Source organism: Pseudomonas sp. XWY-1, assembly GCF_002953115.1.
Taxonomy (GTDB): Bacteria; Pseudomonadota; Gammaproteobacteria; order Pseudomonadales; family Pseudomonadaceae; genus Aquipseudomonas; species Aquipseudomonas alloputida.
In genome coordinates, this window is record NZ_CP026332.1 from 4,684,768 (window position 1) to 4,708,348 (window position 23,581).

The following is a 23,581-nucleotide window of genomic DNA, read 5'->3' on the forward strand; positions in this document are numbered from 1 at the left end:
GGCCTTTGTAGGAGCGGGTTTACCCGCGAAGAGGCCGGTACTGACAACATAAAGCTTCAGGCAAGAAAAAGCCGCCTCGAAAGGCGGCTCGTTCAGCTCACTCAGGCCTGCGGACGCATGTGCGGGAACAGGATGACGTCGCGGATCGACGGCGAGTTGGTCAGCAGCATCACCAGGCGGTCGATGCCGATGCCTTCACCGGCGGTCGGCGGCATGCCGTACTCCAGCGCACGAACGAAGTCGGCGTCATAGTGCATGGCTTCATCGTCACCCGCGTCCTTCTCGGCCACCTGGGCCAGGAAGCGCTCGGCCTGATCTTCGGCATCGTTGAGCTCGGAGTAGGCGTTGGCGATTTCGCGGCCACCGATGAACAGCTCGAAACGGTCGGTAACGGCCGGGTTGTCGTCGTTGCGACGGGCCAACGGCGACACTTCGAACGGGTACTCGGTAATGAAGTGCGGCTGTTCCAGCTTGTGCTCGACCAGCTCTTCGAAAATCATCACCTGCAGCTTGCCCAGGCCTTCATGGCCCAGCACCTTGGCGCCGGCTTTCCTGGCAATCTCGCGGGCGCGGTCGACGTCCTGCAGGTCGGCGGCGGTCAGCTCCGGGTTGTACTTGAGGATCGAGTCGAACACCGACAGGCGTACGAACGGCTCGCCGAAGTGGAAGACCTTGTCGCCGTACGGTACGTCAGTGGAGCCCAGTACCAGTTGCGCCAGCTCGCGGAACAGTTCCTCGGTGAGGTCCATGTTGTCGCGGTAGTCGGCGTAGGCCTGGTAGAACTCGAGCATGGTGAATTCAGGGTTGTGACGAGTCGAAACGCCTTCGTTACGGAAGTTGCGGTTGATCTCGAACACTTTCTCAAAACCACCAACCACCAGACGCTTGAGGTACAGCTCCGGCGCGATACGCAGGAACATGGCCATGTCCAGGGCATTGTGGTGGGTTTCGAACGGCTTGGCAGCGGCGCCGCCCGGGATGGTCTGCAGCATCGGCGTCTCGACTTCGAGGAAGTCACGCTCGATGAGGAACTTGCGGATGTGCGAGATCACCTGCGAACGCACACGGAAGGTGTGGCGGGTTTCTTCGTTGACCATCAGGTCGACGTAGCGCTGGCGGTAGCGCTGCTCGGTGTCGGTCAGGCCGTGGTGCTTGTCGGGCAGCGGGCGCAGCGACTTGGTCAGCAGGCGCACGTTGGTCATTTCGACGTACAGGTCGCCCTTGCCGGAACGGGCCAGGGTGCCTTCGGCGCTGATGATGTCGCCCAGGTCCCAGGTTTTGACCGCGGCCAGGGTTTCTTCCGGCAGGGTCTTGCGGTTGACGTAGACCTGAATACGGCCAGTCATGTCTTGGATAACCATGAACGAACCACGGTTGAGCATGATGCGGCCGGCGACCTTGACCGGGATCGCGGCTGCTTCCAGCTCTTCCTTGGTCTTGTCCGCGTATTGCTTCTGCAGGTCGTTGCAGTAGCTGTCGCGACGGAAGTCGTTGGGGAAGGCATTGCCCTTGGCACGCTCGGCGGCAAGTTTTTCCTTGCGCAGGGCGATCAGGGCGTTTTCTTCCTGTTGCAGGTCTTGCGATTCGGTCTTCAGGTCGCTCATGTCGTCATTCTTTCCATCAGGTATTCGTTGCCCTTTTCGGGCAGGGCACGCGATACCGGCGGGTAGCCAGGTATCGCGGCAGTGGAGTGCGGCTTACAGGCCCTGTTTGAGGCTCGCTTCCAGGTACTGGTCAAGGTCGCCATCGAGGACCTTCTGGCAGTCGCTGCGTTCGACGCCAGTACGCAGGTCCTTGATGCGCGAGTCATCCAGCACGTAGGAGCGAATCTGGTGGCCCCAGCCGATGTCCGACTTGCTGTCTTCCAGCGCCTGCGAGGCGGCATTGCGCTTCTGCATTTCCAGTTCGTACAACTTGGCCCGCAGCATTTTCATGGCGGTGTCCTTGTTGGCGTGCTGGGAGCGTTCGTTCTGGCAAGCCACCACGGTATTGGTCGGTACGTGAGTGATACGGACCGCCGAGTCGGTGGTGTTCACGTGCTGACCACCGGCACCGGAGGAGCGGTAGGTGTCGATGCGCAGGTCGGACGGGTTGATCTCGATTTCGACCTTGTCGTCGATCTCGGGCGATACGAACACCGCCGAGAACGACGTGTGGCGACGGGCACCGGAGTCGAACGGGCTCTTGCGCACCAGGCGGTGCACGCCGATTTCGGTGCGCAGCCAGCCGAAGGCGTATTCGCCCTTGATGTGCACGGTTGCACCTTTGATACCGGCCACTTCACCTTCGGAAAGCTCGATGATGGTGGCATCGAAACCACGCTTGTCGGCCCAGCGCAGGTACATGCGCAGCAGGATGTTGGCCCAGTCCTGCGCCTCGGTACCACCAGAACCGGCCTGGATGTCCAGGTAGGCGTTGTTCATGTCCATCTCGCCGCTGAACATGCGACGGAACTCAAGCTGGGCCAGGTTTTCTTCCAGGCTTTCCAGCTCGGTCACGACGTCGCCGACGGCGCCTTCGTCATTTTCTTCGACGGCCATGTCGAGCAGGTCCTGGCAGTCACCCAGGCCGTTGGACAGCTTGTCCAGGGTCTCGACGACCTGGGCCAGCATGGCACGCTCGCGGCCCAGTGCCTGGGCGTACTCAGGCTTGTTCCAGACGTTGGGGTCTTCCAGCTCGCGGTTGACTTCGATCAGGCGGTCATGCTTGTGATCGTAGTCAAAGATACCCCCGAATTGACTGGGAACGCTCGGTGAGGTCCTTGATGGTGTTCAGGATCGGTTGGATTTCCATGGGCGGGCTACTCGTGCGAATTCGGTGAAAAGCCCGCGAGTATAACGCAGTCGGAGGCGCGGCGGCAGACCCGCCCGGCAGGCAAAACCGACAGGCTACTGCAACTGACATTTCTGCCAGTTGTAAACGCTGGCGACTGACATTCAACTCTCACCTTGCAATACCGACATGCAATCGCACCTAAACGAGGCCAGCATGAAAATCATCGAAATCTTCCCTAAATCAACCACAGACAATGAATGGAAACTTAAGGGTGAACTCGGCACCATTACACTAGCGAAAGAAAGAAACAACACGCTCAGCCTGAAAGAAATAATTGACACAAGCGGTGGCCCTCTAAAATACAGAATCGATATGAGCTTTGGCTTCCCTGGCGTCGAAGGTGGGTCCCAAGAGAATCTGCAGCAAGTCCGGACAGAGTTCAGGTTCGCCGACACAATTGGCCGCATATCCCATAGCGTCGAGCCGGCATCGCCCACCAGTCCTTACTACGGCGATGACAGTACGCTCAAGATCAATTCAATTTATCAGTTCAAGGCCGAAGTTCAGCTAGTCTACCCAGACAAGATAATTATCTTCCACGGCATTACAAGAGCCGTAAAGATCGTGGAGTGACGGTTGTAAAAGCATCGATATCGATACCGCCAGCCATGCTCGGCAACATTCTAATCAGTGCTCGCTGGCGGTATTCGACCCTCAAGCAACGCCCACCTGATTCCGCCCGCTGTTCTTGGCCAGGTAAAGCCCCTTGTCCGCCGCCGAAATCAGCTGCCGGCAATGGCTGCCGATAGCCGGAGTCTGGGTGGCCAGGCCGATGCTCACGGTCAAGAACGTATCAGCCGTCGGCGCAGTATGGGGGATGCCAAGGCCCAGCACGGTCTGGCGCAGTTTTTCGGCCACCAGCCGCGCCCCGCCTGGCGAGGTGTTGGGCAGCACCAGGGCAAACTCTTCGCCGCCATAGCGCGCCGGCAGGTCGGTCGGCCGCGAGCACGAGCTACGGATGGCTTCGGCGACCTGGCGCAAGGCCTCGTCACCGGCCAGATGGCCAAAGCTGTCGTTGTAGACTTTGAAGTAATCCACGTCGATCATCAGCAACGACAACTGCTGCTGTTCACGCATCGCCCGGCGCCATTCCAGCTCCAGGTATTCGTCGAAGTGCCGGCGGTTGGACAGCCCGGTCAGGCCATCGGAGTTCATCAGCCGCTGCAACATCAGATTGGAATCAAGCAGCTGCTGCTGGCTGACGCGCAGGGCACGGTAGGCCTCGTCGCGCTGCAGCAGGGTCAGGTAGGAACGCGAGTGGTAACGGATGCGTGCCACCAGTTCGATGGTGTCAGGCAGCTTGACCAGGTAGTCGTTGGCCCCGGCGGCAAATGCCGCACTCTTTACCAGCGGGTCTTCCTTGGTCGACAGGACGATGATCGGGATGTCCTGGGTCACCGGGTTGTTGCGGTACTCGCGCACCAGGGTCAAGCCGTCCAGGCCAGGCATGATCAGGTCTTGAAGAATGACCGTGGGCTTGATGCGCATGGCCTGGGCCACCGCCTGGTGCGGGTCGGCACAGAAGTGGAAGTCGATGTTGTCTTCATTGGCCAAGCCACGCCGCACCGCTTCGCCGATCATGGCCTGATCGTCGACCAGCAGCACCATTGCCGAGTTTTCGTTGGTGGTCGCGAAACCTTCGATCGGTAAATCATTCATCATTGTTCACCCGATCACTACCGGCCTGGCGGCGTGATTCAATACATTTCGTCATTTTGCGAAAAATTCAGTCAAGCGCCCGGCAATGCGTTCCAGCGGGCGGATTTCCACGGCGGCATCAATAGCCGCAGCAGCCTTGGGCATGCCGTACACCGCGCTGCTGGCCTGGTCCTGGGCAATGGTCAGAAAGCCCTGCTGACGCATCAGCTTCAGGCCCTGGGCACCGTCGCGGCCCATGCCGGTGAGCAGCACGCCCACTGCATCACCATTCCAGTAACGTGCCACGCTCTCGAAGAACACATCGATCGAGGGCCGGTAGATTTCATTCACAGGTTCCGCAGTGTAGGCCAGTTGGCCATTCTGTAGCAGGCGAATGTGGTGGTTGGTACCGGCCAGGAGTACCTGCCCTGGCTGCGGCGGTTCGCCTTCACGGGCCAGGCGCACCGGCAGGCCTGCTGCGCTGCTGAGCCATTCGGCCATGCCTGCGGCAAACACCTGGTCCACATGCTGGACCAGCACGATGGCCGCCGGAAACGCTGCCGGCAAGCCCTTGAGCAATACTTCGAGTGCTGCAGGGCCACCTGCCGAAGACCCGATTGCCACCAACCCGCGGCGCTGGGAAGCCTCGCGCAGCGGCGCAGCGACCGACCTTGCGGCAGGTGCCCGCTGCTGGCCGACCAGCCAGCCGATATTGAGGATCTTGCGCAGCAAGGGCGCCGCCGCTTCGCGGGCATCGCCAGCGCCCAACGCCGGGGTGTCGACCACATCGAGGGCGCCATGGCCCATGGCCTCGAATACCCGGTGTACGTTCTGTTTACGGTCGACCGTGACGATGACAATGGCGCACGGGGTTTCGGCCATGATCCGCCGGGTTGCCTCGACACCGTCCATCACCGGCATGATCAGGTCCATGAGGATCAGGTCCGGTAACTGCTCGGTGCAACGCTGCACCGCCTCGGCACCGTTGCTGGCCACCCACACGACCTGGTGTGCGGGCTCCAGGGCGACCGCCCGGCGCAACGCTTCGACGGCCAGGGGCATGTCATTGACGATGGCGATCTTCATCCCTGAGCACCTCCGATCAGTTCCACAACAGCATCCAGCAACGCATCGTCGTGGAAACTGGCCTTTGCCAAATAGTAGTCGGCGCCGGCGTCCAGGCCACGCCGTCGGTCTTCCTCACGGTCTTTATAGGACACCACCATCACCGGCAATGACTGCAGGCGCTGGTCGCGACGCACCAGGGTAACCAGCTCGATACCGTCCATGCGCGGCATGTCTATGTCGGTGATCAACAGGTCGAAGTCCTCACTGCGCAGGGCGTTCCAGCCGTCCATGCCATCCACCGCCACCGCCACGTCGTAGCCACGGTTGCCCAGCAGCTTGCGCTGCAGTTCGCGTACGGTCAGCGAGTCGTCGACCACCAGGATGCGTTTGCGGACTACGCCACGGGCTCCGCTGCTGCCGCGCTCGATGCGCTCCAGGCTGCCCGTGCTGAGCAGTTTTTCCAGCGAGCGTAGCAAGTCTTCGACATCGACGATCAGGACCACCGAGCCATCATCGAGCAAGGCGCCGGAGGAAATGTCCTGCACCTTCCCCAGGCGTGGGTCGAGTGGCATCACGACCAGCACCCGCTCCCCCACCAGCCGCTCCACGGCCACGCCATACAGCTGCTCGCGCTCACGAATCACCACTACCCGCAGGCTGGCTTCATCGCTTTGCCCAGCCGGGCGATTGAGCAACTGGCTGGCCGCCACCAGGCCAATATGCCGGCCTTCGTGCCAGAAATGCTGGCGCCCTTCGATCTGCACGATCTGTTCGGCGGTCACTTCCAGCGTGCGTTCGATATGGGCCAGCGGGAAGGCGTAAGCCTCACCGCCCACCTCGACCACCAGGCTGCGAACGACCGACAGGGTCAGCGGCACCTGAAGATGGAAGCGACAGCCCTGCCCTGCCACCTGGGTCAACTCGATCGAGCCGCGCAGCTCGCGGATCAAGTGCTGCACCGCATCCAGCCCCACGCCGCGCCCGGACACTTCGGTAACCTTGTCACGCAGGCTGAAACCGGGCAGGAACAGGAACGTCAGCAGCTCCGCCTCACTCATCCGCGCCACCGTGTCAGCGGGCGACAGGGCGCGCTCGACGATGCTGCTGCGCAGGCGTTCCAGGTCGATACCGGCGCCATCGTCGATCAGCTCCAGGCTGAGCATGCCCGCCTGGTGCGAAGCCCGCAGGCGGATCACCCCCTCGTCTGGCTTGCCCGCCAGCAGGCGCCGCTCGGGCAATTCGATGCCGTGGTCGACGGCATTGCGCAACAGGTGGGTCAGCGGTGCTTCGAGCTTTTCCAGCACATCGCGGTCGACCTGGGTCTTCTCCCCTTCCACCACCAGCCGCACCGGCTTGCCCAGCGAACGGCCCAGGTCGCGGACCATACGGCTTTGCCCGGTCAGCACGTCGGCAAACGGCCGCATCCGGCAGGCCAGTGCGGTGTCATACAACAACTGCGCACGCTGGCTGGCCTGCCAGCCGAACTCATCCAGGTCGGCCGCCTGCTGCTGCAGAATCTGCTGGGTCTCTGCCAGCAGGCGCTGGGTCTGTGCCAAGGCCTCGAGCACCTCGTTGCCCTGCCCCGTGTCTTCCAGCTGCATGCGCAAGCCGTCAAGCGCCTGCATACCCTGGCCGTGCATGCGCTTGAGGCGCTGCAGGGTAGCCAGATATGGCTTGAGCCGCTGGGTTTCCACCAGCGACTTGCTGGACAGGTCAAGCAGGCTATTGAGGCGGTCGGCGGTGACACGCAGTACCCGCTCGGCACCTTCGCCAGCGCGCTTGCCAGCCTTGCGCCGCAGGGCGGGTTCGGGCTCTGGTTCCGGTGGTTCGGCTGGCATTACCATGGGGGCAGGCGGCAGGGTTGCCAGCGGCGGCACGGATGCCGCCGGTGGCACGACAGGCATGGCAGAGGCGCCCGGGTCGAGCAGGCTGGCCATTTGCGCAAGAAACACCGGCAAGGTCGCCTGCGCCCCGGCATCGCCGGGTGTGGCAATACGCATCAGCAAGTCGGTACCTTGCAACAGCGCGTCAATATGCTCGGCGGTCAGCCGCAGTCGGCCTTCCTGGGCCGCCACAAGGCAGTCTTCCATCACGTGGGCGACACTGACGCCAGCATCCACCCCGACAATGCGCGCAGCCCCCTTGAGCGAGTGGGCAGCGCGCATGCAGGCCTCGAGCTGGTCGGCCTGGGTAGGGTTGCGCTCCAGTGCCATCAGGCCGGCATTGAGCACTTGGGTCTGCGCCTCGGCCTCCAGGCTGAACAGTTCGAGCAACGATGCGTCGCGCATTTGCTCTGGGGTCATGACAGGCTCCGCTGCACGGCAGACAGTAAGTGTTGATCGTCCAGAACCCGCACGCTGCGGCCGCGCCACTGCAGGACTGCGGCGGTGAAGCGTGTGGCGTCCCGGCCACTGCCCAGCAACTGCGGGTCGAGCCGGTGAATACCGTCGATTTCCTCGACAGCCATCACCACCGGCCCGCCTTCGGCGGCCAGAATCAGCATACGTGGCATCGCCCGTGCGCTGCGTTGCTCGGTGGAGCCGGCCTGCACCCCGAGCAAGTCAGCCAGGGACAGGCACGGCACCAACGCACCGCGTACATTGGCAACCCCGTGCAGCAGCCGCGAGCGCTGGTGCGGCAATGAATGCACCGCCTGCAACGGGGCGATTTCGGCCAGGCAGGCGGTAGCCAGCGCCAGCCACTCTTCGCCCAGACGGAACAGCAGCATCGAGCGACCGGTGTTTTCCGCGTCCGGCTGCACCGCTGCAGCCTGGTGCTCCTGCACCAGCGCATAGCGGTCGAGCAAACGCGTGGCCGCGGCGGCATACACCTCGCAATTGCGGCAATGAACATGCCGCTCCAGCAGTGGGCACTGCTTGTCGCCGCGCACGCCAATACGGTTCCAGCAGTCGTCGATGTGCGCGTCATCCTCGGCGAGCAATTGCATCGCGGATTCACTGTTCATCGTTCAGACTCCCGGCCAGCCCGAGCCGCGCGCTCCTGAAGGCGCCGAGCGCCGGCCAGGTCACCCTGGGCCGCCAGCAAGGCGGCCAGGTGCACCAGCGCCTCGGGGTGCTGTGGTTCCAGGTACAGGGCCTTGCGATAGTGGCTCAGCGCCTGCTGCGCATCGCCTTCGGTATCACTGAGCAACCCCAGCCAGTAGTACACCTGTGCCGACGGCGGGTACTGGCTCAGGTAGCGCTGGCATTCGCTACGGGCCTGCTCGCTGGCACCGGCATTGGCCAGCCGGGCAATGCCGGCCAGCAACTCGCTGGCCCCCTCGTGGCTGTGCTCGCGGGCTGGCGCTGGCCTGGCCGCCACCGGCAGCACACGCAGTGAACGAGGCAACGGCACACTGGGCTGCGGATAAACCGGTGCGGGCAACGTCGTGAACGCACGCTTGGCCGGTTGGGCGGGTGCCGCCGCCAAGGGGGCGCTGTCGCCTTCATGGCGTACATAGGCAAACGACTGGGCGATCCCCAATGGACGCATGCCCATGCGTGCCAGCAAGCTGCCTTCGGCCGGGCCGATGAACAGCACACCCTGCGGATGCAGCAAGCGCTTGAGCACTTCGAACACACGCTGTTGGGTCGGTACGTCGAAATAGATCAACAGGTTGCGACAGAACACGAAGTCATACAGGCCGTCGCGGCTGGCCAGCGCCGGGTCAAGCACATTGCCCACCCGCAGGCTGACTTGCTGGCGTACCCGCTCATGCAGGCGGTGGCCTTCGTCCAGAGCATCGAAGTAGCGCTCGCGAAAGCCCAGTTCGCTACCCCGGAACGCATTGCGCCCATATACCGCCTGCCCGGCCTTGGCTACTGAACTTGGGCTGATGTCCATTCCATCGACAAGGAATGCCCCAGGCGCCATGCCGGCGTCAAACAAGGCCATGGCCAGCGAATAGGGCTCCTCGCCGGTAGAACACGGCAGGCTGAGCAATCGCAGTGGGCGCGCGCCAGCCAGTTGAGCCAGCCGTTTATGGGCCAGGCTGGCCAGCGCAGTGAAGGATTCGGGGTAACGGAAAAACCAGGTTTCCGGGACGATCACCGCTTCGATCAGCGCCTGTTGCTCGTCTGCCGACTGCTGCAGGCGCAGCCAGTAATCGTCCAGGTCCATCGCGCCCGCAGCCACGCAACGTTGGCGCAGCGCGCGTTCGACCATAGGCGCGCCCACCGACTCCACGTCCAGGCCAATACGCTCGCGCAAGAAGCGGAAGAAACGCTGTTCGTTCATGTAGGCATCCCTGTCGGGTCTTGCGTGTACAGCAATGCGTGCACGGTGTCGGGCAGCAGGTCATTGACTTCGATGCGCTGCAGCAGGCCTTGGGCATCCTGGCGCACCGGGCCCAGATAAGGCGCATCGCCTGTGTCCACCCCATAGGGCTGGAACTCGTCCGGTTGGCAACGCAGGGTTTCGGTGGCCTGCTCCAGGATCAGGCCAAGCTGCAGGCCGCCTCGGTAGTGCACCAGCACCAGGCGGGTGCTGGTGCGTTGCACCGCCGGCTGGCCAAAGCTGAAGGCGGCAAGGTCGATGACCGGAACCAGTTGGCCACGATGGGCGAGGATGCCCGCGACCCAGGCAGGTGCCTGGGCGATCGGCTTGAGCGGCTGACGAGGCAGCACTTCGATCACCTCGTGCACGCTCAGGGCAAAACGCTGCGCTCTGATGCGAAACTGCAGGTACAACGCCCCCTCGGTGTTCGCCGCCCGCGCGGTACGCAGTTGCAAGTCGTTCATCGCGGTCAGACTTTGAAGCGCGACACGCCGCCACGCAGGCCCGCGGCCACCTGGCTCAGCTCGTCGATGGCATAGCTGGCCTGGCGCAGCGACTCGACAGTCTGGGTGCTGGCATCGCTGAGCTGGGCCAGCGCCTGATTGATCTGCTCGGCACCGGTGGCCTGGGCCTGCATGCCTTCGTTGACCATCAATACACGCGGCGCCAAGGCCTGCACCTGGTGAATGATCTGGCTCAGTTGCTCGCCCACCTGCTGCACCTCGAACATGCCGCGGCGCACTTCTTCGGAGAACTTGTCCATCCCCATGACACCGGCCGACACTGCCGACTGGATCTCGCGCACCATTTGCTCGATGTCGTAGGTGGCCACGGCGGTCTGGTCGGCCAGGCGGCGCACTTCGGTAGCGACCACGGCAAAGCCGCGGCCATATTCACCGGCCTTTTCCGACAGCAGATTGGTCTGGTCGGCAACCTTGACGATGGTTACCACCATCTGGGTGATGTTGCTGGCTTTCTCGTTGAGGATACCGAGCTTGGCATTGACCAGGTCGGCAGCGCCCATCACCTGGTGCATGGTCTCTTCCATGCGTGCCAGACCCTGCTGCCCAGAGCCTGCCAGACTGGATGCCTGATCAGCAGCCGTCGTCACTTCGGTCATGGTGCGCACCAGGTCCCGCGAAGTCGCGGCGATTTCCCGCGAGGTGGCGCCGATTTCGGTGGTGGTAGCGGCCGTCTCGGTAGCGGTGGCCTGCTGCTGCTTGGAGGTGGCGGCAATTTCGGTGACCGAAGTGGTCACCTGCACCGACGAGCGTTGGGCCTGGGCCACCAGGTTGGCCAGTGCCTCGGCCATTTCGTTGAAGCCGCTTTCGATGGCACCGAATTCGTCCTTGCGATCCAGGCTCAGGCGCATGCTCAGGTCACCGGAACGCAGCTTGTCGAGGGCATGCACGATACGCTGCATGGGCGCTGTGATAGCACGCAGCAGCAACAGGCCGCAGATGCCGGCAGCGACGATTGCCAGCAGCAGTGAGACCACCATGCTGCCCTTGGCCGTGTTGACTGCGTTGACGATATCGTTGGTGGCGGCATCGGCAGAGGCCCGATTATACTCGATCACTTCATTCAGGTGCTCGCGCCCATCCTTCCAGGCCGGGGTGAGGACCTCGGTGATCAGCCGTTGGGCTTCGTCGTAGTTGTGCTGACCGTACGCATCCAGCACCTGGTTGACGATCTTGAGGTAGTTTTCTTCCAGTTGCACGAAGCTGTCAAATCGGGCCTGGTCGTCTTTGTCCTGGATGGTGGCCTGGTAGCTGGCCATGTATTGCTTCAGCCGGTTATCGAAGCTTCTGAACAGTTCCAGGTCGGCCGATGTGATTTCACGATGGTTGGACAGGCCCACCAGTTGCTGGCTGGTAACGTAGCTGTCGACCCAGGCGCTGCGGATCATCGAGCTGTAGTAGACGCCGGGAATGCTGTCGGTCCCCACCGCCTCTTCGGCGGTTTCGATAGTCACCAACCGCGAGTAGGCGGCCACGATCATCAGCAACATGATGGCGATGATCACGGCGAAACTTGCCAGGATCCGTTGGCGCAAGGTCCAGTTCTTCACATTCAGCCCTCAGGAATTCACAACGAGCGGGAAAAATCGCCGAAGTATAGCCCAGAGGTCTTACGGTATTGATGTGATTGTCGTCAGGAATTTTGCGCCTGTGAGATCGAGCGCCGCGCGGGCGGCGCTCGATCTCACAGGCGCTCAATAGGCCGTGGCAAGCACCGCCACTACGCTGCAGCCAACCGCACCTGGCTTTCCAGTTCCTGGCGCAAGCCCGGGTCCAGCCGCAGCTGGCGAGCCAGCTCGTCCAGGTAGGCACGCTCCATGAAGTTTTCCTGATCGACCATCATCACGCTGGCCAGGTACATCTCGGCAGCCATCTCCGGCGTTTGCGCAGCGCGGGCCACTTCGGCCGGGTCCAGCGGCTTGTTCAGCTCGGCATGCAGCCAGTGCTGCAATTCGCGGTCGCTGTCCAGGCGCGTGAATTCACCCTCGATCAGCGCCCGCTCGCGCTCGTCGATATGCCCATCGGACTTGGCCGCCGCCACCAAGGCGCGCAGTACCGCCTGGCTGTGCTGCTCGGCCTGGGCCGGCGGCAGGCGGTCGATGGTTTGAGGCTCGGCTGCGGCCCCCCGCTGGTTTGCCTGCCAGTTGCCGTAAGCTTTATAGGCCAGTACCCCCAGCGCGGCGAGGCCGCCGTAAGTCAGGGCCTTGCCACCGTACTTGCGGGCCTTCTTGCTACCCAGCAACAGGCCCAGAGCGCCCCCACCCAGCAGGCCGCCTCCTGCCCCGGACAACAACCCGCCCAACCCGCCCGAAGGGCTGCCAGGCTTGGTGGCGCCCCCCTGCTTTTCGAGCAGTTGCTGGCCGGATTTGAGGAGTTGATCGAGCAAGCCACGGGTGTTCATTCGCGTGTCTCCACGTAAGAAGATTCAAACGCCAGAGTAAGGCTTGGCGGAGCACACGCCATGCAGGGATTTGCTTCAGGATGTTGCGTTAGCGGGCAAAAAGCCAACTAGACTCGATATCGCCAATACCTCGCACTCACGCACTACGCTTATAACGATTGTTTCACTGCTTGCCTCATGACTGCCCGAACAAGATCGCCAAGAAGAGGGAACACCATGTCAGTGCACAAGACCGCATTGCTCGGCGCCACCACCTGCGCCATGCTGGCCAGCGCCAGCCTGCAGGCCGCCGAAGCGCCCAAGGCCCTGGGGGCCGGCGAGGGGCGCCTGGACATCGTCGCCTGGCCCGGCTACATCGAACGCGGTGAAAGCGACAAGGCCTACGACTGGGTGACCGGTTTCGAAAAGGAAACCGGCTGCAAGGTCAGCGTGAAAACGGCCGCCACCTCGGACGAGATGGTCAGCCTGATGACCAAGGGCGGCTATGACCTGGTCACCGCCTCGGGCGATGCATCGCTGCGGCTGATTGCAGGCAAGCGCGTACAGCCGATCAACACCGCCTTGATCCCCAACTGGAAGAGCATCGACCCGCGCCTGCAGAACGGTAGCTGGTATGTGGTCGACAAGCAGGTGTACGGCACGCCGTACCAGTGGGGGCCAAACGTGCTGCTGTACAACACCGACACCTTCAAGCAGGCGCCCACCAGCTGGAGCGTGGTGTTCGAGCCGCAGAACCTGCCCGACGGCAAGCCGAACAAGGGCCGCGTGCAAGCCTATGACGGGCCGATCTACATCGCCGATGCAGCGCTGTACCTGAAGTCGGCCAGGCCCGAACTGGGCATCAAGGACCCGTACGAACTGAACGAGGCACAATACAAGGCCGTGCTGGAACTGCTGCGCCAGCAGCAACCGCTGATCCACCGCTATTGGCATGACGCCACGGTCCAGATGAGCGATGTGAAAAACGAAGGCGTGGTTGCCTCCAGCTCCTGGGGCTACATGGTCAATGGCCTCAAGGCCGAGAACCAGCCAGTGGCCTCGACCATTCCCAAGGAGGGCGCGACCGGCTGGGCCGACACCACCATGCTGCACGCCGAGGCCAAGCACCCCAATTGCGCCTACAAGTGGATGGACTGGTCGTTGCAACCTAAGGTGCAAGGCGATGTGGCGGCCTGGTTCGGCTCGTTGCCGGCTGTGCCGGCGGCGTGCACCGGCAGCGAGCTGCTGGGGGCCGAGGGCTGCAAGACCAACGGCTTCGACAACTTCGACAAGATTGCCTTCTGGAAAACACCGCAGGCCCAAGGGGGCAAGTTCGTGCCTTACAGCCGCTGGACCCAGGACTACATTGCGATCATGGGTGGTCGCTAAGGTTGCCTGAATGCCTGTACCAGCCTTTTCCCGGGCAATCCCGCTCCCCCAGGTTCTTCACCGCCTGCAAGGGTGGCGCGTCCTGTAGGAGCGGGTTCACCCGCGAAGAGGCCGGCACAGGAGAACCCTTGTTGTCCGGAGTCCACGCATGCCCCTAGCCGTCCAGTTCACCCAGGTTTCCCGCACCTTCGGCGAGGTCAAGGCCGTCGACCAGGTCAGCATCGACATCATCGATGGCGAGTTCTTTTCCATGCTCGGCCCTTCCGGCTCGGGCAAGACCACCTGCCTGCGCCTGATCGCAGGCTTCGAGCAACCCTCTAGCGGTTCGATCCGCATCCAAGGGGTCGAGGCCGCTGGCCTGCCGCCCTACCAACGTGACGTCAACACTGTGTTCCAGGACTATGCGCTGTTCCCGCACATGAACGTGCTGGAGAACATCGCCTATGGCCTGAAGGTAAAAGGCGTGGGCAAGGCCGAACGCCACAGCCGCGCCGAAGAAGCCCTGGCCATGGTAGCCCTGGCCGGCTATGGCGCGCGCAAGCCGGCACAGCTGTCTGGCGGCCAGCGTCAGCGCGTGGCCCTGGCCCGGGCGTTGGTCAACCGTCCGCGGGTGCTGCTGCTGGATGAGCCACTGGGCGCGCTGGACCTGAAATTGCGCGAACAGATGCAAGGCGAGCTGAAAAAGCTGCAACGCCAACTGGGCATCACCTTCATCTTCGTCACCCACGACCAAACCGAAGCACTGTCGATGTCTGACCGGGTCGCGGTGTTCAACCGCGGCCGTATCGAACAGGTCGACACCCCGCGCAACCTGTACATGAAGCCCAGCACAACCTTCGTCGCTGAATTCGTCGGCACGTCCAACGTGGTGCGGGGCGAGCTGGCCATGCAGCTCAACGGCAGCCCGGCGCCCTTCTCCATCCGTCCCGAGCACATTCGCCTGGGCGACCCGGTAGTGACCAGCCATGAGGTACAGGTCAGCGGCGTGCTGCACGATGTCCAGTACCAAGGCAGCGCCACCCGCTACGAACTGCAGCTGGACAACGGTCAACTGCTGGCAGTAAGCCAGGCCAATGACCGCTGGCAGAAGCAGGTACAGGCCTGGCAGCTCGGGCAACGCCTGCAGGCGCACTGGCCCCGCGAGGCCATGACGGTGCTGCAGGAAACCGAGGGCCGCTGACATGAGCACACTGCGCACCCTGTCCAACCTGCTGTACCGGCGCCCCAACCTGTCCCTGGCACTGCTGTTGATCCCGCCGCTGACCTGGTTCGGCGCGATTTACCTGGGCTCGCTGCTGAACCTGCTGTGGCAGGGCTTCTATACCTTCGACGACTTCACCATGGCGGTGACCCCGGACCTGACCCTGGGCAACTTCGCCGCGCTGTTCAACCCGTCGAACTTCGACATCATCCTGCGCACCCTGGGCATGGCGGTGGCAGTGTCGCTGGCCAGCGCAGTACTGGCCTTCCCCATCGCCTATTACATGGCGCGCTACACCAGCGGCAAGACCAAGGCGTTTTTCTACATCGCGGTGATGATGCCGATGTGGGCCAGCTACATCGTCAAGACCTATGCCTGGACCCTGCTGCTGGCCAAGGGCGGCGTGGCCCAGTGGTTCGTCCAGCAGTTGCACCTGGATGGCCTGCTGCAGGTGGTGCTGGCCGTGCCGGGCGTGGGCGGCAGCACGCTGTCGACTTCGCACCTGGGGCGCTTCCTAGTGTTCGTGTATATCTGGCTGCCGTTCATGATCCTGCCGATCCAGGCCTCGCTGGAGCGCTTGCCACCGTCGCTGCTGCAGGCGTCGGCGGACCTGGGTGCCCGGCCAGGGCAAACCTTCGTGCAGGTGATCCTGCCGCTGTCGATCCCCGGCATCGCCGCCGGCTCGATCTTCACCTTCTCGCTCACCCTGGGCGACTTCATCGTGCCGCAGCTGGTCGGCCCGCCCGGCTACTTCATCGGCAGCATGGTCTATGCCCAGCAAGGGGCGATCGGCAACATGCCGATGGCCGCCGCGTTCACCTTGGTGCCCATCGTGCTGATCGCGGTATACCTGGCCATCGTCAAACGCCTGGGGGCTTTCGATGCACTCTGAAAAAGCGTCTGCAGGGCTGCGCCTGGCGGCCTGGGGCGGGTTGCTGTTCCTGCACTTCCCGATCCTGATCATCTTCCTGTACGCCTTCAACACCGAAGACGCGGCGTTCAGCTTTCCGCCCAAGGGCTTTACCCTGAAGTGGATCGACGTGGCCTTCACCCGGCCCGATGTGCTAGAGGCAATCAAGCTGTCGCTGCAGGTGGCTTGCCTGGCCACCTTGATCGCACTGGTGCTCGGTACGTTGGCCTCGGCGGCGCTCTATCGGCGCAGTTTTTTTGGCAAGGAAAGCATTTCGCTGGTGCTGATCCTGCCCATCGCCCTGCCAGGCATCATCACCGGCCTCGCCCTGCTCTCGGCATTCAAGACGCTGGGGATAGAGCCCGGGGTGTTCACCATCGTAGTCGGCCACGCCACGTTCTGCGTGGTGATCGTCTACAACAACGTGATCGCCCGCCTGCGGCGCACCTCGCAAAGCCTGATCGAAGCCTCGATGGACCTTGGCGCCGACGGTTGGCAGACCTTCCGCTACATCGTCCTGCCCAACCTCGGCTCGGCGCTGCTGGCGGGCGGCATGCTGGCCTTTGCCTTGTCGTTCGATGAAATCATCGTCACCACGTTCACCGCCGGCCACGAGCGCACCCTGCCGATCTGGCTGCTCAACCAGCTCAGTCGCCCGCGCGACGTACCCGTGACCAACGTTGTCGCCATGCTGGTGATGCTGGTGACCATGCTGCCGATTCTTGGCGCCTATTACCTGACCCGTGGCGGCGATAGCGTCGCGGGCGGTGGCAAATGACCCTGGAGGAGCCCCCGATGCAAACGCAGATGCTGATCAATGGCCAGCTGGTCGCTGGCCAAGGCCCGGCCTGGACCGTGCTCAACCCGGCGCTGGGCACTGCCCTGGCGCAGATCAACGAAGCCAGCGAAGCCCAGGTGGACAGCGCCGTGCGCGCTGCCGACCAGGCCTTCGACAGCTGGTCGCAAACCAGCCCTAAAGAACGTTCGCAGGCCTTGCTGGCGCTGGCCGACGCCATCGAAGCCCATGGCGATGAACTGGCCAGGCTGGAATCGCAAAACTGCGGCAAGCCCCTGAGCGCTGCACTGAACGACGAAATCCCGGCGATTGCCGACGTGTTCCGCTACTTTGCCGGTGCGGCGCGCTGCCTGGGCGGCTTGGCGGCAGGCGAGTACCTGCCGGGCCACACCTCGATGATTCGCCGCGACCCGTTGGGTGTGGTGGCTTCCATCGCGCCGTGGAACTACCCGCTGATGATGCTGGCCTGGAAGATCGCCCCGGCCCTGGCTGCCGGCAACACAGTGGTGATAAAGCCGTCCGAACTGACGCCCCTGACGGCCCTGCGCCTGGGCGAGCTGGCCCAGGACTTGCTCCCGCCGGGGGTGCTGAACATTCTCTTCGGTCGCGGCCAGACGGTCGGCAACCCGTTGATAACCCACCCCAAGGTGCGCATGGTATCGCTGACCGGCTCGATCCCCACCGGCGCGCACATCATCAGCGCCACCGCCGACAGCGTGAAACGCATGCACATGGAGCTGGGCGGCAAGGCGCCGGTGCTGGTGTTCGATGACGCTGACATCGATGCCGCCATCGACGGCATCCGCACCTTCGGCTTCTACAACGCTGGCCAGGACTGCACCGCAGCCTGCCGCCTGTATGTGCAGGACGGGATCTACGAGCGCTTCGTCGAGCGCTTGGGGAAAGCCGTAGCCAGCCTCAAACCGGGCCTGCAGGAGTCTGAAGAAACCGAACTGGGGCCGCTGATCAGTGCCCAGCACCGCGACAAGGTCGCCGGTTTGGTGCAGCGGGCCATCGCCCAGCCGCACATTCGTCTGGTAACCGGTGGCAAGGCAATAGAGGGCGATGGCTATTTCTTCGAGCCTACTGTGCTGGCCGATGCCCTGCAGGACGACGAGATCGTGCGCAACGAAGTTTTTGGCCCGGTGGTTTCGGTCACCCGCTTCACCGATGAAGCGCAGGCACTGGAATGGGCCAACGACTCCAACTACGGCCTGGCCTCATCGGTATGGACCCGCGACACCGGCCGCGCCCACCGCCTAGCGGCGCGCTTGCAGTACGGCTGCACCTGGGTGAATACCCACTTCATGCTGGTCAGCGAAATGCCCCATGGCGGGCAGAAGCATTCGGGGTATGGCAAGGACATGTCGATGTATGGGCTGGAGGACTACACCTGTGTGCGGCATGTGATGATCAAGCACTAAGTGCTCGCGTTGACCGAGGGGCTTGAATGCCCCTCGGCCAACGTCTCAGAATTTTCCTTCAACCGTGATCTACTCCCTCCTACTGCACGTTCATTGAGCTCTCTTGACTGGTATCATAATCTGATACCATGAATAATCATCAGCAAGCCACACTTGAAGCATTACTTAAAAGGCCGGTTCCCAGAACACTGGAGTGGGCGCGGGTGGAGTCTCTGCTGGTATCGCTGGGTGCCAGGGTCATAGAAGGAAGAGGATCACGGGTTCGCTTTGAACTCAATGGAGCAGTGGCAACCTTCCACCGCCCTCATCCGGACTGGCACGCCAAGCCCTATCAACTAAGAGACGCCCGCCAGTTCATTGAGCAGGCAGGAGTATTACCATGAATGTAATGACTTACCGCGGATACGCCGCTCGTATCGAATACAGCGACGAAGACCAGTTGTTGATCGGCCATGTCGCCGGTATTCGCGACGTGATAGGTTTTCATGGCGAATCGATCAGTGAGTTGCGCCAGGCATTTGAAGAAGCCGTTGACGATTATCTTGAGACTTGCGAACGCCTTGGGCGGGAACCGCAGAAAACGTATTCCGGCAAGCTCAGCCTACGCCTTGAGCCTACCCTTCACGCCAGTGTGGCGGCCAAGGCGGAGCTGGCCGAAAAAAGCATCAACCAATGGGTAAGCGATATTCTCAGCAAGGCTGCCTATAGCTGAACCCTGGGCCGCTTTGCGGCCCTTTCGCGAGACACGGCTGCTCCTGCAGGGGCCGTCATGGGTCAGTCGCGCAAATCCGACTCGTGAATCGGGTTGGCGCGGCTGGTCGCACGCTGGTATTGCGCAGGCCAGGTGGCCTTGTTGCCGCCCAGGTCGTCGTCGGCATGCAGTGGCCAGTACGGGTCGCGCAACAGTTCGCGGGCGAGGAAGATGATATCGGCCTGGCCGGTGCGCAGGATGTGCTCGGCCTGGGCCGGTTCGGTGATCATGCCCACGGTGCCGGTGGCGATTTCCGATTCCTTGCGCACGCGCTCGGCAAAGCGGGTCTGGTAGCCGGGGCCGGTGGGGATCTCGGCGTTGACCGAGGTGCCACCAGAAGAAACATCGATCAGATCCACGCCCAAACTCCGCAGGCGGCGTGCCAGTTCGACGGTTTCATCCGGGTTCCAGCCGTCCTCTACCCAATCGGTAGCCGATACCCGCACGAACAGCGGCAATTCGGCAGGCCAGGTTTTGCGCACGGCCTCGACCACCTCCAGGGTCAGGCGGATACGGTTTTCGAAGGAACTGCCATATTGATCACGGCGCTGGTTGCTCAGCGGTGACAGGAACTGGTGCAGCAGGTAGCCATGGGCAGCATGGATTTCCACCACCTTGAATCCAGCCTTCAAGGCGCGTTCGGTCGAGGCGACGAAAGCGGCGATTACATCCTGGATCTCGTCCTGGCTCAGCTCGCGTGGAGGCGTGTGCTGCGGATCGAAGGCGATCCTCGATGGCCCCACCGGCTGCCAGCCGCCCTCCTCCAGTTTGACGCTGCCTGGTTTGCCAAGCCACGGGCGGTAGGTACTGGCTTTGCGCCCGGCGTGAGCCAGCTGGATGCCAGGCACGGCCCCCTGGGCACTGATGAAGCGGGTGATGCGCTGCAACGGCGCTATCTGGGCGTCGTCCCACAGGCCCAGGTCTTCGGCGGTGATCCGGCCATCGGCGGTCACCGCCACGGCTTCAGTGATTACCAGGCCGGCGCCACCGACGGCACGGCTGCCTAAATGGACGAGATGCCAGTCGTTGGCCAAGCCATCGACGGCTGAATACTGGCACATTGGTGACACGGCGATGCGGTTGGGCAAGGTCAGCTGACGCAGGGTGTAAGGCTCGAGCAGCAGGCTCATGAGGGCACCTCCCAAGGACTCCAATGGTGATCCGGCCCGGACACTCAATTGCACGTCCCTGGCCCAGGTCCGGTCATAACTTCAGACTAGACCAGAATGGGTGGGGGGGAGGTTCCATGGGATTTTGGGTGGGGTGTGGTTTTTTTGTCTTGAGAGTATGTCGCCTTTGCTGGTTGCTGGCATTCAGCGTCCGGGCGTGGAATCCCGATCAATTACCGAGTAACTGTCGTCATGGCCGTTGTGCGCGGAAGGTCACAAGCCTACCGGGTTAACTCGTAGCCTGGATTCCACACCGCGTACAGCTGCCACCCTTCGTGTGGAATCGGAGAAGCAGTCAATCAGTAAGCCTACGAGTTATTGATATGAAAATGACAGTCCCTGATCTCCCCCTCATTTCGATTAGAACTTTCATTCGTTGTCACTCGAAATGATTCAGGAGAAGGATCAATGAGCACAGTCGACACCCAATTCACCGTCGGCAAAACCACTTTCTTCCAAGGTAAAAACCAGACCCACCCACTGTTTCGCATCGAAGCAGGCATTCCGTGCCGAGACGCCCGTGACCAGGCATCCGAATTGATGGGTTATGTGCGCGAACTGACCATCCTCGGCCTGATGGATGAGAAACCCATGATGATCTGGGCTGCCCACTACCGCAGTGCGATGGCCAAGGCGTTGATGGATGATGCCGAGTTAGGCTCTGTATGAAATGCCTTGATACTCGGTAATGCTGCGTTGAAAACAGCCTCGGTATGCTCATTTACGGCCCATAAACTGCGCTTCTTCGGCTGTTTTCGCCTTGCCTGACTTTCGTCTCAAGGCATTTCATACAACCCCTAGGTATGTCGCGTTGAGGTTGGCGCCACTGTTACTCGGCTAAGGGCAGTAATTACTCCATACATGAATGGGTCACCTCCCCCATGTACACCTTCTTGCCCCGACGCACCGGGGCAACGGAAGATTTCCCACAGCCAATTGCCTCAAGAGCCACATCAGCTTCGGAAAATCTTCTCAATCAGTAACCCCCATATCTTATCGAACCCACTACACCAAGCGACTAATGTCTCCTAGCGCCAACCACCACTATCTGGCTAACAGCCTTTAAGGCATTGTACAAAACTTGAGACATAGCCAATGCAAAGACAATTCGCTCCAAGTGACATTAGCATTCTAGACAATGCCATTACACTTGATGAACAAGCCAAACTTAACAACGCGTTCTCACACCCCCTATGGCGATATGACTGGCCAGTAAATTCTACGCCCTTCGCTCGCCCCTGCTGGCATTTTTTCATTGCAGGGAGCAAGCGTGAATCACTGGAATGTTGTGAGCAAGAACTGGTCGCAAACGAGCGCTGGGGATTCCTCATCAACATCTGGAAGCGTCTATGTGCTGGACACATGAAAAACTCCAGACTGATCGGCGTGTATGCAAACGGCCAGACCGCTGGGCAGGACAGCCCAATTCACCGAGACAACCTGCCAAGCGAGCCAGGGCATACCGCAGTCCTTTTCTGTAACGACTACTGGGCAACGACATGGGGAGGTGAGCTTTTATTCTGCAATGACGCCAAGACTGACGTTATCGCTGCGGCACTACCCAAACCAAGGCGTATCGCAATCTTCGACGGTGAAATTCCACACCGAGCTAACTCACCAACCATAGACTGCGACCGTCTGCGCCTCACTATTGCGTTCAAGACAATAAACAAGGATTTCAAAATATGACTAAACGGGTCGAAATATTTGTGGCCATGGTTGATAGGGTTGGAAAACCTGGATTCCAAGCAGGCGCGGCTGCTGCGGTGCATGACCAGTTCACCACTGACAGTCAAGGCTTTTCGCTAGTTGTGCAGACTGCGCAGACCGCCAGTGCCATTGCCTCCGTGCTGTCTGTTACGCAAATGACTGCGGGAGCAGTGCCGTTTTTGAATATCGTTACCAATACTCTCGCGGGTACGGTGACATTTTTGAAAATCGTTGCTGAATCCAAGGAAGGAAAAGAGCCAAAAGAAGGTGATTACATCAGTTTAGTAGGCAACGTAGCTGGTGTGGTGGCGGGGTTTGCACTCCTGGCGGCGGCCCCTTATACCGCTGGTGTATTCACTGCTGTCGCGCTGGGCGCCAGCTTACTAGGCACATATAATTCAGAGTTAGCTAAAAATATCGCAACGGCCATAGCGCCAATTATGAACAGCTTAAAAACACACGACATATCCAGCGAAGCACCAAAGCCTATATTAGCCCCAAACTTAGCAATTACCAATCCAGAGACTATAAATAATCACTTCGGCGGATTAATCCAGGTAGTCACATGGCACCCCGATACGTTGGAGATCCAGCTAGGCACAAGAAGATTAGAGCTATTTCAAGTGAACAACTGGGGGCAACCAGTTATTTATGGCGGTGTGAACCCACCCATTCAGCCGCCGCCATCTACTAGTGACGGCGCTACGATCACCGTGGGAATTGACAGCATTAATGGACAACCGCCCGCAGGTCCTCGTCCATCAATCACCACCGTCATAGGTGGCGGCCAGGACAAGTACGCTTGTTGCTCTGCCCCACAGCAAGACAAATATCGTTAGAAGGCTTCATTCCTAGGAGGGATTTGCTGATGTTAACTTGGCGTGCCTGGATCGAAATCATGCAGGCTTTGGAACCCCATAAGCGAATGACATCCATGCTACTTATCGGCTTCATTTTCTTATGTTTTATTCCGATCTACCTAACGAACTGGAACAGCAGCACACAACCAGTAACAGCTCCCTGGGTACGCGTTCCAGCCACTCTTACATCAAAACCCGAACTTTGGGAGCATGACAAGTCGATCTACAGTTTTGGCATTACTTACACCGAACCAAGCGGCCATCTGATCAAAACATGGGTTTATGCAGAAAAAGCCCGCTTCGACGCCGCCAACCTTAGCAAGGCGACGCCCCTGTTTGCAGATGTCGAAGATGCTTTAGCCGGCTCAATCGTCAGACAATTATCGACCAGCGATGAAATTCTGTACGATCAAGCAATCAAGAAGTATGTGATAGAGACTTACAACCGGGAAGCAGTCGAGGGGATTGTGTTCTTCTCACTGCTGAGCCTGGCTTCGTTCGTCGCAGCAGGCGTCATGCACTGGCAGATCCGGAAGTGCAAAAGGCAATCCGAGATCCGCCACTAACAGTTGTATGTGTGGGAGCGGGCATGACTTGAAGTCAATGCGGTCGAGGTGGGAGCTGGCTTGCCGGCGATAGTCTGCAAAGCAGCCC

22 protein-coding genes and 1 pseudogene are annotated in these 23,581 nt (G+C 61.3%); 12 read left to right on the top strand and 11 right to left on the bottom strand.

The annotated features are described in order from the left end of the window. Nucleotides 1–101: 101 nt before the first annotated feature. Both lysS and prfB read right to left on the bottom strand, forming a co-directional pair. Complete coding sequence (gene lysS / locus PRJ_RS21895) at nt 102–1,604, bottom strand: lysine--tRNA ligase (RefSeq protein WP_010952588.1); 1,503 nt, start codon at nt 1,602–1,604, stop codon at nt 102–104. Nucleotides 1,605–1,697: 93 nt separating this feature from the next. Then, a protein-coding gene (prfB, locus tag PRJ_RS21900) for a peptide chain release factor 2 (RefSeq protein WP_061405587.1) occupies nt 1,698–2,793 on the bottom strand; the annotation gives its coding sequence in 2 pieces (ribosomal slippage) (nt 1,698–2,720 and nt 2,722–2,793; 1,095 coding nt in all). Nucleotides 2,794–2,988: 195 nt separating this feature from the next. Between prfB and PRJ_RS21905 the strand changes: the two genes are divergently transcribed. Beyond that, nucleotides 2,989–3,408 carry a hypothetical protein gene (locus tag PRJ_RS21905; protein WP_104962447.1) on the top strand — a complete coding sequence of 140 codons (420 nt, stop codon included), beginning with the start codon at nt 2,989–2,991 and terminating at the stop codon, nt 3,406–3,408. Nucleotides 3,409–3,458: 50 nt separating this feature from the next. On the opposite strand, the pseudogene wspR reads toward PRJ_RS21905, so the two are convergent. The 8 genes and pseudogenes from wspR to PRJ_RS21945 form a co-directional block, all read right to left on the bottom strand. Continuing rightward, a pseudogene (wspR, locus tag PRJ_RS21910) lies at nt 3,459–4,497 on the bottom strand (Wsp signal transduction system regulator diguanylate cyclase WspR). Between the two features lie 48 nt (nt 4,498–4,545). Continuing rightward, nucleotides 4,546–5,559: a Wsp signal transduction system protein-glutamate methylesterase WspF gene (gene wspF, locus PRJ_RS21915; RefSeq protein ID WP_010952586.1), complete on the bottom strand. Its 1,014-nt coding sequence runs from the start codon at nt 5,557–5,559 to the stop codon at nt 4,546–4,548. Continuing rightward, nucleotides 5,556–7,844 (bottom strand): hybrid sensor histidine kinase/response regulator, encoded by a 2,289-nt coding sequence (locus PRJ_RS21920; protein ID WP_104962448.1) that lies wholly within the window; start codon nt 7,842–7,844, stop codon nt 5,556–5,558. The genes wspF and PRJ_RS21920 overlap by 4 nt, the downstream gene beginning before the upstream one ends. Further along, nucleotides 7,841–8,506 (bottom strand): chemotaxis protein CheW, encoded by a 666-nt coding sequence (locus tag PRJ_RS21925; RefSeq protein ID WP_003252198.1) that lies wholly within the window; start codon nt 8,504–8,506, stop codon nt 7,841–7,843. Before PRJ_RS21925 ends, PRJ_RS21920 begins: the two co-directional genes overlap by 4 nt. Further along, nucleotides 8,503–9,777, bottom strand: a complete 1,275-nt coding sequence (locus PRJ_RS21930) for a protein-glutamate O-methyltransferase CheR (RefSeq protein ID WP_020192786.1) — start codon at nt 9,775–9,777, stop codon at nt 8,503–8,505. The genes PRJ_RS21925 and PRJ_RS21930 overlap by 4 nt, the downstream gene beginning before the upstream one ends. Next, the gene (locus PRJ_RS21935; RefSeq protein WP_104962449.1) at nt 9,774–10,280 is read right to left on the bottom strand and encodes a chemotaxis protein CheW; all 507 of its coding nucleotides are present in this window, start codon (nt 10,278–10,280) and stop codon (nt 9,774–9,776) included. Before PRJ_RS21935 ends, PRJ_RS21930 begins: the two co-directional genes overlap by 4 nt. Before the next feature lie 5 nt (nt 10,281–10,285). After that, nucleotides 10,286–11,887: a methyl-accepting chemotaxis protein gene (locus PRJ_RS21940; RefSeq protein ID WP_104962450.1), complete on the bottom strand. Its 1,602-nt coding sequence runs from the start codon at nt 11,885–11,887 to the stop codon at nt 10,286–10,288. A gap of 170 nt (nt 11,888–12,057) precedes the next feature. Beyond that, nucleotides 12,058–12,738, bottom strand: coding sequence for a tellurite resistance TerB family protein (locus PRJ_RS21945; protein WP_010952580.1), 681 nt, complete (start codon nt 12,736–12,738; stop codon nt 12,058–12,060). Between the two features lie 216 nt (nt 12,739–12,954). Between PRJ_RS21945 and ydcS the strand changes: the two genes are divergently transcribed. The 7 genes from ydcS to PRJ_RS21980 all read left to right on the top strand — a co-directional run bounded on the left by ydcS (nt 12,955) and on the right by PRJ_RS21980 (nt 19,149). After that, on the top strand, nt 12,955–14,106 hold the full coding sequence (ydcS, locus tag PRJ_RS21950; RefSeq protein WP_104962451.1) for a putative ABC transporter substrate-binding protein YdcS: 1,152 nt from the start codon (nt 12,955–12,957) through the stop codon (nt 14,104–14,106). 148 nt (nt 14,107–14,254) lie between these two features. Next, entirely contained in the window at nt 14,255–15,286 is a 1,032-nt protein-coding gene (locus PRJ_RS21955) for an ABC transporter ATP-binding protein (protein WP_104962452.1), read from the top strand. Between the two features lies 1 nt (nt 15,287). Then, entirely contained in the window at nt 15,288–16,199 is a 912-nt protein-coding gene (locus PRJ_RS21960; protein ID WP_104962453.1) for an ABC transporter permease, read from the top strand. Continuing rightward, entirely contained in the window at nt 16,189–16,995 is an 807-nt protein-coding gene (locus tag PRJ_RS21965) for an ABC transporter permease (RefSeq protein WP_104962454.1), read from the top strand. The genes PRJ_RS21960 and PRJ_RS21965 overlap by 11 nt, the downstream gene beginning before the upstream one ends. A 17-nt stretch (nt 16,996–17,012) precedes the next feature. After that, on the top strand, nt 17,013–18,437 hold the full coding sequence (locus PRJ_RS21970; RefSeq protein WP_104962455.1) for a gamma-aminobutyraldehyde dehydrogenase: 1,425 nt from the start codon (nt 17,013–17,015) through the stop codon (nt 18,435–18,437). Between the two features lie 128 nt (nt 18,438–18,565). Next, nucleotides 18,566–18,820: a type II toxin-antitoxin system HicA family toxin gene (locus tag PRJ_RS21975; RefSeq protein WP_104962456.1), complete on the top strand. Its 255-nt coding sequence runs from the start codon at nt 18,566–18,568 to the stop codon at nt 18,818–18,820. After that, nucleotides 18,817–19,149, top strand: coding sequence for a type II toxin-antitoxin system HicB family antitoxin (locus PRJ_RS21980; RefSeq protein WP_003252175.1), 333 nt, complete (start codon nt 18,817–18,819; stop codon nt 19,147–19,149). The genes PRJ_RS21975 and PRJ_RS21980 overlap by 4 nt, the downstream gene beginning before the upstream one ends. A 62-nt stretch (nt 19,150–19,211) precedes the next feature. Here the strand turns inward: PRJ_RS21980 and PRJ_RS21985 are convergent, their stop codons facing one another. Continuing rightward, nucleotides 19,212–20,318: an NADH:flavin oxidoreductase/NADH oxidase gene (locus PRJ_RS21985; RefSeq protein WP_104887121.1), complete on the bottom strand. Its 1,107-nt coding sequence runs from the start codon at nt 20,316–20,318 to the stop codon at nt 19,212–19,214. A gap of 447 nt (nt 20,319–20,765) precedes the next feature. Here PRJ_RS21985 and PRJ_RS21990 point away from each other — a divergent pair, with 447 nt between their 5' ends. The 4 genes from PRJ_RS21990 to PRJ_RS22005 all read left to right on the top strand — a co-directional run bounded on the left by PRJ_RS21990 (nt 20,766) and on the right by PRJ_RS22005 (nt 23,493). Continuing rightward, complete coding sequence (locus tag PRJ_RS21990) at nt 20,766–21,026, top strand: DUF3077 domain-containing protein (RefSeq protein ID WP_064490845.1); 261 nt, start codon at nt 20,766–20,768, stop codon at nt 21,024–21,026. Between the two features lie 426 nt (nt 21,027–21,452). Beyond that, nucleotides 21,453–22,046, top strand: a complete 594-nt coding sequence (locus tag PRJ_RS30115; protein WP_019436544.1) for a 2OG-Fe(II) oxygenase — start codon at nt 21,453–21,455, stop codon at nt 22,044–22,046. Further along, the gene (locus PRJ_RS22000) at nt 22,043–22,906 is read left to right on the top strand and encodes a hypothetical protein (protein ID WP_104962457.1); all 864 of its coding nucleotides are present in this window, start codon (nt 22,043–22,045) and stop codon (nt 22,904–22,906) included. Before PRJ_RS30115 ends, PRJ_RS22000 begins: the two co-directional genes overlap by 4 nt. A gap of 29 nt (nt 22,907–22,935) precedes the next feature. Next, on the top strand, nt 22,936–23,493 hold the full coding sequence (locus PRJ_RS22005; RefSeq protein ID WP_064490844.1) for a hypothetical protein: 558 nt from the start codon (nt 22,936–22,938) through the stop codon (nt 23,491–23,493). The last annotated feature ends 88 nt before the right edge of the window (nt 23,494–23,581 follow it).